The organism is Burkholderia stagnalis, from assembly GCF_902830275.1.
In the GTDB taxonomy this organism is placed as follows: Bacteria; Pseudomonadota; Gammaproteobacteria; order Burkholderiales; family Burkholderiaceae; genus Burkholderia; species Burkholderia stagnalis.
In genome coordinates, this window is the sequence record NZ_CADESW010000022.1 from 126,656 (window position 1) to 139,127 (window position 12,472).

Here is a 12,472-nt window from a genome sequence, read left to right on the forward strand (position 1 = left end):
TAGGTTTAATTTATACACCCTATGACACCGGTTCGCCAAGTTTCTCCGCATCCTGGCGCACGATTTCGCGCTTTTAAATCCGACCCCTAATCAGGGAATCTCATGCTTTCAGGTACTGCTCACGCGCGCCGAGCCAGCGCGCGAGATGCTGCGTGACGACGTCCGGATACCCGGCGATCAGCCGCGCCGCCGCCTCGCGCGCCGGATCGATCAGCCAGCCGTCCGTCTCGAGGTTCGCGAAGCGCAGCATCGCCGCGCCCGACTGGCGCGCGCCGAGGAATTCGCCGGGGCCGCGGATTTCGAGATCGCGCCGTGCGATCTCGAAGCCGTCGGTGGTCTCGCGCATCGTCTTCAGCCGCGCGCGGCCGGCGATCGACAGCGGCCCGCTGTACAGCAGCACGCACACCGACGCCGCGGTGCCGCGTCCCACCCGCCCGCGCAGCTGGTGCAGCTGCGCGAGGCCGAAGCGCTCCGCGTGGTCGATCACCATCAGCGACGCGTTCGGCACGTCGACGCCGACCTCGATCACGGTCGTCGCGACGAGCAGCTGCACTTCGTTGCGCGTGAACGCGTCCATCACCGCCGCCTTGTCGGCCGGCGACAGCCGCCCGTGCACGAGCCCGACCTTCAGCTCGGGCAGCGCGGCGACGAGCGTCTCGTAGGTCTCGACGGCCGTCTGCAGCTGCAGCGTCTCGCTCTCCTCGATCAGCGGGCACACCCAGTACACCTGGCGGCCCGTCAGCGCGGCCTCGCGCACCCGCCCGATCACCTCGTCGCGCCGCGCGTCGCCGACGAGGCGCGTCATGATCGGCGTGCGGCCGGGCGGCAGCTCGTCGATCGTCGATACCTCGAGATCCGCGTAGTAGGTCATCGCGAGCGTGCGCGGGATCGGCGTGGCCGACATCATCAGCTGATGCGGCTGGAAGCCCTGCGCGCCGTCCGCCGCGTTGGCGGCCTTCGCGCGCAGCGCGAGGCGCTGCTCGACGCCGAAGCGGTGCTGCTCGTCGACGATCACGAGGCCGAGCCGCGCGAACTCGACCGCATCCTGGATGATCGCGTGCGTGCCGATCACGAGCTGCGCGGTGCCGAGCGCGGCCGCCTCGATCGCCGCGCGCTTCTCCTTCGCCTTCAGGCTGCCGGCCAGCCACGCAACCGACACGCCGAGCGGCTCGAGCCAGCCGCGCAGCTTGCGCGCGTGCTGTTCGGCGAGGATCTCGGTCGGCGCCATCAGCGCGGCCTGGTAGCCGGCGTCGATCGCCTGCGCGGCCGCGAGCGCCGCGACGACGGTCTTGCCGCTGCCGACGTCGCCCTGCAGCAGCCGCTGCATCGGGTGCGGCAGCGTCAGGTCGTGCGCGATCTCGTCGACGACGCGCGCCTGCGCGCCGGTCAGCGTGAACGGCAGCGCCGCGTACAGGCGCGTCGCCAGCGCGCCGGCGTCGTTCGCGGCGCGGCGCGGCATCGCGGGCGCCGAGCGCGTGCGGCGCTCCTCGTGCGCGCGCTTCAGCGACAGCTGCTGCGCGAGCAGCTCGTCGAACTTGATGCGGGTCCACGCGGGGTGCGAGCCGTCCATCAGCGCGGCTTCGTCGGAATCGACGCCCGGGTGGTGCAGGATGCGCACGGCGTCGGCCAGCGACGGCACGCCGAGCGGGCGCAGGTACGCGCGGTCGATCTCGGGCGGCAGCAGCTCGGGCAGCGGCGTGCGCTCGACCGCGTTCTCGATCGCCTTGCGCAGGTATGCCTGCGACACGCCGGCCGTGCTCGGGTAGACGGGCGTGAGCACCTGCGGCAGCGGCGCATCGGCTTCGACGACGCGCACCGCGGGATGCACCATCTCCATCCCGAAGAAGCCGCCGCGCACGTCGCCGCGCACGCGCAGCCGCTGGCCGACGGCCATCTGCTTGACCTGCGAGCCGTAGAAATTCAGGAAGCGCAGCACCAGCTGCTCGCCGTCGTCGTCCTGGATCTTCACGACGAGCTGGCGGCGCGGCCGGTACGCGACTTCGTTGTCGAACACGACGCCTTCCGCCTGCGAGACGCCGCCGGGCAGCAGCTCGCCGATCGGCGTGAGCGTGGTTTCGTCCTCGTAGCGCATCGGCAGGTGCAGCACGAGATCGATCGAGCGCGTAAGGCCGAGCTTCGCGAGCTTGTCGGCGGTCTTCACGGGCTTGTCGGCGGCGGCCTTTTTCTTGCGCTTCGCGGCGGTGGCGCCGGCTGCGTCGGACGCCTCATCCGTGGCGCCGTCCGTCACGCCGGGCGCGGCGGCGGCCGGCTGCGCGAGCCGCCCGTCGGCGCCGCGCCGCGGGCCGGCCCGCCGCTGCCCCGCGGATTGCGCAGGTGGCGCGGGCGGTGCGGCGTCCTCCGCGTCGAACGGGTCGGCGGAATCGGCAACGGCGGTGGCGGAACGGCGTGGGGACACAGGCATCGGATCGTCTGGGTGCTTCGCAAGGCAAGTACAATAGCGGCTTTCACGTCGTCCAACGAACGACGCCGGCCAGGCCGCGCATCCCGCCATCATAGCGGCTCGCGCGCCCCATTTATGCGTTTCCGCCTTGCTGGCGGCGCCCGCCGGCCGTTTCGAACCAGCCCGCATGTTCACGCTTTCCGATTTCGATTTCAATCTGCCGCCCGAGCTGATCGCGCAAACCGCGCTGCCCGACCGCACCGCGAGCCGCCTGCTCGAGGTCGACAACACGGCCGCGCCCGCGCGCCTCGTCGACCGCCATTTCACCGAGCTACCGTCGTGCATCTCGGCCGGCGACCTGCTCGTGTTCAACGACACCAAGGTGCTGAAGGCGCGCTTTTTCGGCCACAAGGCGAGCGGCGGCAGGATCGAGGTGCTGATCGAGCGCGTGACGGGCACCCACACCGCGCTCGCGCAGATCCGCGCGAGCAAGTCGCCGGGCCCCGGCACGACGCTGACGCTCGCCGACGCATTCGACGTGACGGTCGGCGAGCGCGTCGAGCCGTTCTTCACGCTGCATTTCCCGGCGCCGTGCCTGAACCTGATCGAGCAGTACGGCCGCCTGCCGCTGCCGCCTTACATCGAGCACGATCCGGACGCGACCGACGAAACCCGCTACCAGACCGTCTACGCGCGCAACCCGGGCGCGGTCGCCGCGCCGACGGCCGGCCTGCACTTCGACGCGCCGCTGCTCGCGAAGCTCGACGCGATGGGCGTCGAGCGCGCGACGCTGACGCTGCACGTCGGCGCGGGCACGTTCCAGCCGGTGCGCGTCGAGAACATCGCCGAACACAAGATGCACAGCGAGTGGTACGAACTGCCGCAGTCGCTCGTCGACAAGATCGCCGCGACCCGCGCGCGCGGCGGCAACGTGATCGCGGTCGGCACGACGTCGATGCGCGCGCTCGAGGCCGCGGCGCGCGACGCCGCCACCGCGGGCCGCCCGCTCGCCGCGACGCAGGCCGAGACCGACATCTTCATCACGCCCGGCTACGCGTTTCGCGTGGTCGACCGGCTCGTGACGAACTTCCACCTGCCGAAGTCGACGCTGCTGATGCTGGTGTCCGCGTTCGCGGGCGTCGACACGATCCGCGCCGCGTACCGGCACGCGATCGAGCAGCGCTACCGCTTCTTCAGCTACGGCGACGCGATGCTGCTCACGCGGCGCGACGCGCCGCAGGCGCCCGGCGAATAAACGCCGCGCACGCCCGCCGCAGGCTACGATAGCGCCCACCCGATCTTCCCCGCCGCCGGCCCGCCGGCGTCGTCTTCAACATGCGCCGGACTTGCGATCCAGAGTTGGCGCTTTAGCGACTACTCTGGTCCCATGCAAAGCATTTCCGGTGGCAAGGAGAACAACGCGATGACCGAAGGTTCATCCCACGATACGCACGCCCACCTCCGCCCGCACAACGGCCTGAAATTCGACCTGCTGACGACCGACGGCCACGCGCGCCGCGGCCGCGTGACGCTCAACCACGGCGTGGTCGAGACGCCGATCTTCATGCCGGTCGGCACCTACGGCACCGTGAAGGCGATCCAGCCGCGCGAGCTGCACGAGATCAAGGCCCAGATCATCCTCGGCAACACGTTCCACCTGTGGCTGCGCCCGGGCCTCGACACGATCGACGCGCATGGCGGCCTGCACGGCTTCATGGGCTGGAACAAGCCGATCCTGACCGATTCGGGCGGCTTCCAGGTGTTCTCGCTCGGCGACCTGCGCAAGATCACCGAGGACGGCGTCACGTTCGCGTCGCCGATCAACGGCGACAAGCTGTTCCTGTCGCCGGAAGTGTCGATGCAGATCCAGAAGGTGCTGAACTCGGACATCGTGATGCAGTTCGACGAATGCACGCCGTACGCGACCAACGGCGTGCCGACCACGCACAAGGAAGCGGCCGACTCGATGCGGATGTCGCTGCGCTGGGCGAAGCGCTCGCTCGACGAGTTCGACCGGCTCGGCAACCCGAACGCGCTGTTCGGGATCGTCCAGGGCGGGATGTTCGAGGACCTGCGCGACGAATCGCTCGCGGGCCTCGCGGAGCTCGACTTCCACGGCCTCGCGATCGGCGGGCTGTCGGTGGGCGAGCCGAAGGAAGACATGATGCGCGTGCTGCAGCACGTCGGCCCGAAGCTGCCGGCGCACAAGCCGCACTACCTGATGGGCGTCGGCACGCCGGAGGATCTCGTCGCGGGCGTCGCCAACGGCATCGACATGTTCGACTGCGTGATGCCGACCCGCAACGCGCGCAACGGCTGGCTGTTCACCCGTTTCGGCGACGTGAAGATCCGCAACGCGACGCACAAGAATTCGCTGAAGCCGCTCGACCCGAGCTGCACGTGCTACACGTGCCAGAACTTCTCGCGCGGCTACCTGCATCACCTGCACCGCGTCGGCGAGATCCTCGGCGCGCAGCTCAACACGATCCACAACCTGCACTACTACCTGCAGCTGATGAGCGAGATCCGCGACGCGATCGAGACCCATACGTTCGACGCGTTCCGCCAGCGCTTCGCGGAGGACCGCGCGAGAGGGGTCGACTGACGGGCCCGCACGGTCCACGGGCTGAGACAAGTACTAAAAAGGCCCGGAAAGCTATCGATCCCGACCACCAAACATTACAATTGCCTTTCTTAGCAAGCCGCAATGGCGCCGAATTCCGCTTTAACAGCTTGATCCCAAAGCGCATTTGCCACGCCGTCGCGGCTTGGGGCCGGTGGTAGAATAACCGGCTTAATTTTCGATCTTCCCCTACGGAGAGACCAACGTGCCGTTCATTTCCAATGCCTTCGCGCAAGGTGCCGCGGGTGGCGCCGAATCGAGCCTGATGAGCTTCCTGCCGCTCATCCTGATGTTTGCCGTGCTCTACTTCATCATGATCCGTCCGCAGATGAAGCGGCAGAAGGAGCACCGCAACATGCTCTCGGCGATGGCCAAGGGCGACGAAGTGGTCACCAGCGGCGGGCTCGTCGGCAAGGTGACGAAGGTGTCGGAAGCCTACATCGGCGTCGAGATCGCCGAAGGCACCGAAATCACCGTGCAGAAGGCCGCCGTCACGACCATTCTGCCGAAGGGCACGATCAAGTCGCTGTAAGCCCTTCCCCGAGCGTCCGGCTCCCCGCGCCGCGCCCGCCCGAGTTGCGGGCCCCCGCGCGGCGCCGGACGCGACGCTTTCAAGCCAACTACCCCGTTCGGCCCCCCTCATGAATCGTTACCCACTCTGGAAATATGTCGTGATGGTCGTGGCGCTCGCCATCGGCTTTCTGTACACATTGCCCAATTTCTTCGGCGAAGCGCCGGCGGTGCAGGTGTCGAGCGGCAAGGCCACGGTCAAGCTCGACTCGGCGACGCTGAGCCAGGTCGAAGCCGCGCTCGCGACCGCCCAGGTCAAGCCGGACGATGTCACCTTCGAGAACACGGCCGCCAACGCGAACATCCGCGTGCGCCTGAAGGACACCGATACGCAGCTGCGCGTCAAGGACCTCCTGCAGAAGGCGCTGAACGCCGATCCGAACGATCCGCAGTACGTCGTCGCGCTGAACCTGCAGAGCGCGTCGCCGCGCTGGCTGACCGCGCTGCACGCGCTGCCGATGTATCTCGGCCTCGACCTGCGCGGCGGTGTCCACTTCCTGCTGCAGGTCGACATGACCGGCGCGCTGACGAAGAAGCTCGATTCCGACGCGTCCGACGCCCGCACGCTGCTGCGTGACAAGAACATCCGCGACGGCGGCGTGAGCCGCGTCGACCAGTCCGTCGTCGTCAACTTCAGCGATCCGCAAGTCGCCGACGACGCGCGCAAGCTGCTCGCCACGTCGATCACCGAACTGCAATGGGCGACCCAGCCCGGCGGCGGCGGCGTGCAGGTGGTCGGCACGTTCACCCCGGCCGTGCAGAAGGCCGTCGAAGATGCCGCGCTCAAGCAGAACCTGACGACGCTCCACAACCGGGTCAACGAACTCGGCGTGTCGGAGCCGATCCTGCAGCAGCAGGGCAGCGACCGCATCGTCGTCGAGCTGCCGGGCGTGCAGGACACCGCGAAGGCGAAGGACATCATCGGCCGCACCGCAACGCTCGAGGCGCGCCTCGCCGATCCGCTCAACACGCACCCGAATCCGAACGATCCGGTGCCGCCGGGCGAGGAACTGTTCACGCAGGGCAACCAGGCGCCCGTGCTGCTGAAGAAGGACGTGATCTTCACCGGCGACCGCATCATCGACGCGTCGGCCGGCTTCGACGAGCACCAGCGCCCGTCGGTCAACATCCGTCTCGACTCGGCCGGCGGCCGTTCGGTGCGCGCGGTGTCGCGCGAGAACATCGGCAAGCCGATGGCGATGGTGCTGTTCGAGAAGGGCAAGGGCGAGGTGCTGACGGTCGCGACGATCCAGTCGGAGCTCGGCGACCGCTTCCAGATCACCGGCCAGCCGACCCCGCAGGCCGCGGCCGACCTCGCGCTGCTGCTGCGCGCCGGCTCGCTCGCGGCGCCGATGGACATCATCGAGGAGCGCACGATCGGCCCGAGCCTCGGCGCCGACAACATCAAGATGGGCATCCACTCGGTGATCTGGGGCTTCTGCGCGATCGCCGTGTTCATGATCGCGTACTACATGCTGTTCGGCATGATCTCGGTGATCGGCCTGTCGGTGAACCTGCTGCTGCTCGTCGCCGTGCTGTCGCTGATGCAGGCGACGCTGACGCTGCCCGGCATCGCCGCCATCGCGCTCGCGCTCGGCATGGCGATCGACTCGAACGTGCTGATCAACGAACGCGTGCGCGAGGAACTGCGCGCAGGCCAGCCGCCGCAGGTCGCGATCCAGGCCGGCTACGCGCATGCGTGGGCGACGATTCTCGATTCGAACGTCACGACGCTGATCGCCGGCCTCGCGCTGCTCGCGTTCGGCTCGGGCCCGGTGCGCGCGTTCGCGATCGTGCACTGTATCGGCATCCTGACGTCGATGTTCTCCGCGGTGTTCTTCTCGCGCGGGCTCGTCAACCTCTGGTACGGCGGCCGCAAGAAGCTGAAGTCGCTCGCGATCGGCCAGGTGTGGCGTCCGGAAGGCGCCGCCGCGGCCGGCGCGGCATCGTTCGCCGCCGCGGACGAATCGACCGACACCGCGCGCGCCGCGAAGCTCGCCGCGCCCGCGAAGAGCAACGCGCCGCGCGCCGGCAAGCCGCAACTGCGCAACCGCGCGCAGCAGCGGGTGTCGCCGTCGCCGAAAAAACCGGGCTCGCCCCAATAAGCCCCGGAGACGACCATGGAATTTTTCCGCATCCGTAAAGACATCCCGTTCATGCGGCACGCGTTGATTTTCAACGTGATCTCGCTGGTGACGTTCCTCGCTGCCGTGTTCTTCCTGCTCCATCGCGGGCTGCATCTGTCCGTCGAGTTCACGGGCGGCACGGTGGTCGAGGTGCAGTATCAGCAGGCCGCGCAGCTCGAGCCCGTGCGCGCGACGCTCGGCAAGCTCGGCTATGCCGACGCGCAGGTGCAGAACTTCGGCACGTCGCGCAACGTGCTGATCCGCCTGCAGCTCAAGGAAGGGCTCACGTCCGCGCAGCAGAGCGACCAGGTGATGGCCGCGCTGAAGGCGCAGAGCCCGGACGTGACGCTGCAGCGCGTCGAGTTCGTCGGCCCGCAGGTCGGCCGGGAGCTCGCGACCGACGGCCTGCTCGCGCTCGCGTGCGTGGTGATCGGCATCGTGATCTACCTGTCGTTCCGCTTCGAATGGAAGTACGCGGTCGCCGGCATCATCGCGAACCTGCACGACGTCGTGATCATTCTCGGCTTCTTCGCGTTCTTCCAGTGGGAGTTCTCGCTCGCGGTGCTCGCGGCGATTCTCGCGGTGCTCGGCTACTCGGTGAACGAGTCGGTCGTCATCTTCGACCGGATCCGCGAGACGTTCCGCCGCGAACGCAAGATGACCGTTCAGGAAGTGATCAACCACGCGATCACGACCACGATGTCGCGCACGATCATCACGCACACGTCGACCGAAATGATGGTGCTGTCGATGTTCTTCTTCGGCGGCCCGACGCTGCACTACTTCGCGCTCGCGCTGACGGTCGGCATCTTGTTCGGCATCTATTCGTCGGTGTTCGTCGCCGGCTCGCTCGCGATGTGGCTCGGCATCAAGCGCGAAGACCTGATCAAGGACAAGAAGCTCGCGCACGATCCGGACGATCCGAACGCCGGCGCGCAGGTGTAAGCGCGTCGCCGCTTCGGCAAACGGAAAAGGCCGGTTCGAACGAACCGGCCTTTTTGTTTGTCCGTGCCCTCCCCCGCGTCAGCGGACCCCGAACCGCTTGCGCAGCACCGCCAGCGCGGCAAGGCTCAGCACCGCCGCGAACATCAGATAGAAGCTCGGCGCGGTCTTCATGCCGGTCGCGCGGATCAGCCACGCGATGATGAACGGCCCGAAGCCGCCGAAGATCGTCACCCCGACGTTATACGCGAGCGACATCCCCGTCGTGCGCGTCTGCACCGGAAACATCTCGGACAGCAGCCCCGGCAGCGCCGCGAAATAGCCGGTCATCAGGAACGCGAACACCACCTGCATCGCGATCAGCGTGCCGAAGCCCGGATGCGCGACCAGGTACGCGAACGCCGGATAGATCAGCACGAGGATGCCGAGCGCCGGCGCGACCATCACGCGCACGCGCCCATAACGGTCCGACCAGTGGCCGACGAGCGGCGCGAACCCCATCTGGATCACGCCCACCACGAGAATCGCCGCGAACGCGGCCGACGGCGACAGGCCCAGCTCCTTCACGCCGTAGGTCGGCATGAACAGCACGAGGTAGGTCGTGACGGTGCCGAGCACGACCACGCCGATCGACGCGACGAGGCGCGCCTTGTGCGATGTGAACGTGTCGCGCAGCGGGCTGTCGGTGGTGCGCGCGGCGAGGAACTCGGGCGTCTCGTCGACCTTCGCGCGGATGTAGTACGCGACGGGGCCGAGCAGCAGGCCGAAGAAGAACGGGATTCGCCAGCCCCACGCGGCCATCTGCGCGGCCGTGAGCTGCGCGTTCAGCACGGTGCCGAACGCCGCGGCGAGCAGCGTCGTCAGCCCCTGGCTCGCGATCTGCCAGCTCGCGAAGAAACCGCGCCGGCCCGGCACGTGCTCGGCGAGGAACGCGGTCGCGCTGCCGAATTCGCCGCCCGCCGAGAAGCCCTGCACCAGCCGGGCCGCGACGAGGATCAGCGGCGCGGCGATGCCGATCGTCGCGTAGGTCGGCAGCACCGCGATCACGAGCGTGCCGGCCATCATCAGCAGGATCGACAGCGTCAGCGCCGCCTTGCGGCCCGCGCGGTCCGCATAGGCGCCGAGCACGATCGCGCCGAGCGGGCGCATGAAGAACGACACGCCGAACGTGCCGAGCGTGAGCAGCAGCGACACCGTGTCGTTGCCGGCCGGGAAGAACAGCTTCGAGATCGTCACCGCGAAGAAGCCGTAGACGACGAGGTCGAACCACTCGAGCGCATTGCCGATCGACGCGGCAACGACCGCGCGCCACACGCGCGGCGACGAAACGATGGAACGAGGCGACGTGACGGCATGCATGGGCAATCTCCCGGTTGTTGTTCGTTCGCGTTCGCACGGCCGCGCGGCCTGCGCCACCGTCGACGCTCGGGCGATTATAGGCGCGCCGCGGGCAACAAAAAAACCGCCGCGCCCCCAGCGGGAACGCGGCGGTTCGTGCGGCGGGCGGGCATGCTGCCCGCCCTGCGCGACCGAGGCCTTACTGCTTGACCGCTTCGGCCGTGATCAGCAGCTTGGTCGTCATCTTGAAGCCGTACTGCTTGCCGTAGTCGAGGCCGAAATCGTCGCGGCTGAATTCGCCGACCGCATCGACGCCGCACACTTCACGCTTGAGCATCGGGTGCGGCATGCACTTGAACGAGTCGATCTTCAGCGTCAGCGGCTTGGTGACGCCGTGCAGCGTCAGGTTGCCGACCACTTCGACCGGCTTGTCGCCGTCGAACTTGATCTTGCCCTTGTAGCTCGCTTGCGGGAACTTCGCCGCGTCGAAGAACTCGGCCGTCTGCAGGTGCTCGTCGAGCTTCGTGCTGCCCGTGCTGATCGAGCCGACGTCGGTCGTCACGTCGACCGTGCCGGTCTTCGCCGCGCGATCGAGCGTGACCGAGCCCTTCGACTTGTCGAACTTGCCGCGCCAGACCGACAGGCCGCCGAAGTGGTCGGCCTCGAAGCTCGGATACGTGTGGGACGGGTCGAACTGGTAGGTCGCCACATCGGCGAACGCGGAAAACGACAGCGAAGCGGCGAGCGCACCCGCCGCGATCATCAGATGCTTGTTCAATTCAATCTCCTTGGAACGTCGCCGCGCAGGAGCGCGGCATCGGTTTGCACGACACTCTCCCGCTTACTTCGCGGATACGATGTGAAACTTGATTTGCACCTCATCAGCGACGACCGACGTGTCCTTCCATTCGCCGGTGCCGATGTTGTACGCGGACCGCTTGATCGGCAGCACGCCGTCGAAGGTCTGCGTCGCGCCGCTCTGCGTGACCGTGACCGGCACCGTGATCGTCTCGGCCTTGCCCTTGATCGTCAGCTTGCCCGTCACGTTGTACTTGTTGCCGCCCGCGGGCGCGATCGCCGACGACACGAAGGTCGCCTGCGGATACGCCTTCGCGTCGAACCAGTCCTTGCCGGCGACCTGGTCGTTGTACATCTTGTCGCCGAGATCGTAGCTGGCGATGTCGATGGTCACCTGCGCGCTGCCCTGCGCGGCCTTGGCCGGATCGAACTTCACCTGCGCCGCGAACTTCTTGAACACGCCTTCGGTCGGCACGTTCATCTGCTTCGACACGGCGGATACCTTGCTTTTCGCCAGGTCGACGTCGGCATGCGCCGCGCCCGACGCGGCAAACGACACCGCGGCGAGCGCGGCCAGCATGGAGCGGGAGAAAGACACTTTCATGGGATCCTTCATTTGGCAAAAGGGAGCATCCGCGACAGCAGGCCGTCACGGTCGAACAGCTGGTGCTTGACCACCGCGAGCACGTGCAGCGCGACGAGTGCAAGCAGAATGTAATTCAAATAGACGTGGATCGTCTTGAAGGTTTCCTTGAGCACCGGATCGGGGCCGATCAGGGTCGGCAGCGGCACGATGCCGAGGTACACCACCGGAATGTTCGCCGCCGAGCTGTACAGGTAGCCCGTCACCGGAATCACCAGCATCAGCACGTACAGCAGGAAGTGCACGCCATGCGCGCCGAGCCGCTGCAGCACGGGCATCGCGGGCGGCGGCGGCGGCATGTGGGTCGCGCGCCACAGCACGCGCAGGATCGCAAGCGCGAACACGGTCACGCCGATCCACTTGTGCCACGAGAAATACTTGAGCTTCGTCGGCGTGAAGCCCGGGATGTCGGTCATCACCCAGCCGAGCGCGAAGCCGCCGACGATCAGGAGCGCGATCAGCCAGTGCAGCGCGATCGCCGTATGCGTGTAGCGGGACGGCGCGGCCCGCAGCGAATTCGATCCCATGGGTTCCTCAGTTCAGCGAAAGGCCGCGCCGGCATGCGTCCGACGAAAGCCAAGGGCGCCATGCTACCGCAACCTTTTGTCGTGCGCGGACTCTGAGCACGGACGCCGCCGCCGGGATGGCCCCGCGCATGACGTTACCGGCCGGTCACACCCGACCGGGGGATTGACACGGCCAAAATGGCGTTTTGGTAAGATTGGCGCGGGTTCCGGCCCCGCCGACGCGATTTCCCGCCGTCGCGCAACTGCTTTCCTCATGCAACGACACGACCTGATTGCCTGTCACGAGTGCGACGCACTGTTGCACAAACCGCGCCTTGGCGGCCGTGACGTCGCGCACTGCCCGCGCTGCGACGCGGTGCTCTACCGCAGCAGCTCGGCCCAGCTCGACCGGATCTGCGCCCTCACGCTCGCGGCGCTGATCACGTTCATGATCGCGCAGGCGTTCCCGATCCTCGAGATGGACGTGAACGGCAACCGCGTGCAGACCACGCTGTTCGGCGCGAT

General features: G+C 67.7%; 11 protein-coding genes. 6 read left to right on the plus strand and 5 right to left on the minus strand.

Translation table 11 applies throughout. The features are described 5' to 3' along the window. Positions 1–100: 100 nt before the first annotated feature. Positions 101–2,422, minus strand: coding sequence for an ATP-dependent DNA helicase RecG (gene recG, locus HWY45_RS29660; protein WP_059882580.1), 2,322 nt, complete (start codon positions 2,420–2,422; stop codon positions 101–103). Positions 2,423–2,588: 166 nt separating this feature from the next. Here recG and queA point away from each other — a divergent pair, with 166 nt between their 5' ends. The 5 genes from queA to secF all read left to right on the plus strand — a co-directional run bounded on the left by queA (position 2,589) and on the right by secF (position 8,665). Next, entirely contained in the window at positions 2,589–3,656 is a 1,068-nt protein-coding gene (gene queA, locus HWY45_RS29665; protein WP_059882577.1) for a tRNA preQ1(34) S-adenosylmethionine ribosyltransferase-isomerase QueA, read from the plus strand. Positions 3,657–3,824: 168 nt separating this feature from the next. Next, positions 3,825–5,006: a tRNA guanosine(34) transglycosylase Tgt gene (gene tgt, locus HWY45_RS29670; protein ID WP_059802597.1), complete on the plus strand. Its 1,182-nt coding sequence runs from the start codon at positions 3,825–3,827 to the stop codon at positions 5,004–5,006. Positions 5,007–5,229: 223 nt separating this feature from the next. Then, positions 5,230–5,556 (plus strand): preprotein translocase subunit YajC, encoded by a 327-nt coding sequence (gene yajC, locus HWY45_RS29675; protein ID WP_010091397.1) that lies wholly within the window; start codon positions 5,230–5,232, stop codon positions 5,554–5,556. Positions 5,557–5,665: 109 nt separating this feature from the next. Continuing rightward, a complete protein-coding gene (secD, locus tag HWY45_RS29680; RefSeq protein WP_059565222.1) occupies positions 5,666–7,699 on the plus strand; it encodes a protein translocase subunit SecD in 2,034 nt (677 codons plus the stop codon). A 15-nt stretch (positions 7,700–7,714) separates the two neighbouring features. Beyond that, positions 7,715–8,665 carry a protein translocase subunit SecF gene (gene secF, locus HWY45_RS29685; protein ID WP_059882575.1) on the plus strand — a complete coding sequence of 317 codons (951 nt, stop codon included), beginning with the start codon at positions 7,715–7,717 and terminating at the stop codon, positions 8,663–8,665. A 78-nt stretch (positions 8,666–8,743) separates the two neighbouring features. Here secF and HWY45_RS29690 read toward each other — a convergent pair whose 3' ends face one another. From HWY45_RS29690 to HWY45_RS29705, 4 genes are all read right to left on the minus strand, one after another. Then, positions 8,744–10,021 (minus strand): MFS transporter, encoded by a 1,278-nt coding sequence (locus HWY45_RS29690; RefSeq protein WP_059882573.1) that lies wholly within the window; start codon positions 10,019–10,021, stop codon positions 8,744–8,746. 178 nt (positions 10,022–10,199) lie between these two features. Beyond that, on the minus strand, positions 10,200–10,778 hold the full coding sequence (locus HWY45_RS29695; RefSeq protein ID WP_059802555.1) for a YceI family protein: 579 nt from the start codon (positions 10,776–10,778) through the stop codon (positions 10,200–10,202). A 63-nt stretch (positions 10,779–10,841) separates the two neighbouring features. Continuing rightward, positions 10,842–11,402: a YceI family protein gene (locus HWY45_RS29700; RefSeq protein ID WP_059882672.1), complete on the minus strand. Its 561-nt coding sequence runs from the start codon at positions 11,400–11,402 to the stop codon at positions 10,842–10,844. Positions 11,403–11,410: 8 nt separating this feature from the next. Next, positions 11,411–11,968 carry a cytochrome b gene (locus tag HWY45_RS29705; RefSeq protein ID WP_059565218.1) on the minus strand — a complete coding sequence of 186 codons (558 nt, stop codon included), beginning with the start codon at positions 11,966–11,968 and terminating at the stop codon, positions 11,411–11,413. A 253-nt stretch (positions 11,969–12,221) separates the two neighbouring features. On the opposite strand from HWY45_RS29705, the gene HWY45_RS29710 reads away from it, so the two are divergent. Next, positions 12,222–12,472: paraquat-inducible protein A (locus HWY45_RS29710; protein WP_176118414.1), on the plus strand; the 251-nt coding region annotated here is incomplete at its 3' end.

Excerpts from the sequence above, each read along its gene's own strand:
- recG (WP_059882580.1), bottom strand. The coding sequence starts at position 2,422 with ATGCCTGTGTCCCCACGCCGTTCCGCCACCGCCGTTGCCGATTCCGCC.
- queA (WP_059882577.1), top strand. The coding sequence starts at position 2,589 with ATGTTCACGCTTTCCGATTTCGATTTCAATCTGCCGCCCGAGCTGATC.
- tgt (WP_059802597.1), top strand. The coding sequence starts at position 3,825 with ATGACCGAAGGTTCATCCCACGATACGCACGCCCACCTCCGCCCGCAC.
- secD (WP_059565222.1), top strand. The coding sequence starts at position 5,666 with ATGAATCGTTACCCACTCTGGAAATATGTCGTGATGGTCGTGGCGCTC.
- secF (WP_059882575.1), top strand. The coding sequence starts at position 7,715 with ATGGAATTTTTCCGCATCCGTAAAGACATCCCGTTCATGCGGCACGCG.
- HWY45_RS29690 (WP_059882573.1), bottom strand. The coding sequence starts at position 10,021 with ATGCATGCCGTCACGTCGCCTCGTTCCATCGTTTCGTCGCCGCGCGTG.
- HWY45_RS29700 (WP_059882672.1), bottom strand. The coding sequence starts at position 11,402 with ATGAAAGTGTCTTTCTCCCGCTCCATGCTGGCCGCGCTCGCCGCGGTG.
- HWY45_RS29705 (WP_059565218.1), bottom strand. The coding sequence starts at position 11,968 with ATGGGATCGAATTCGCTGCGGGCCGCGCCGTCCCGCTACACGCATACG.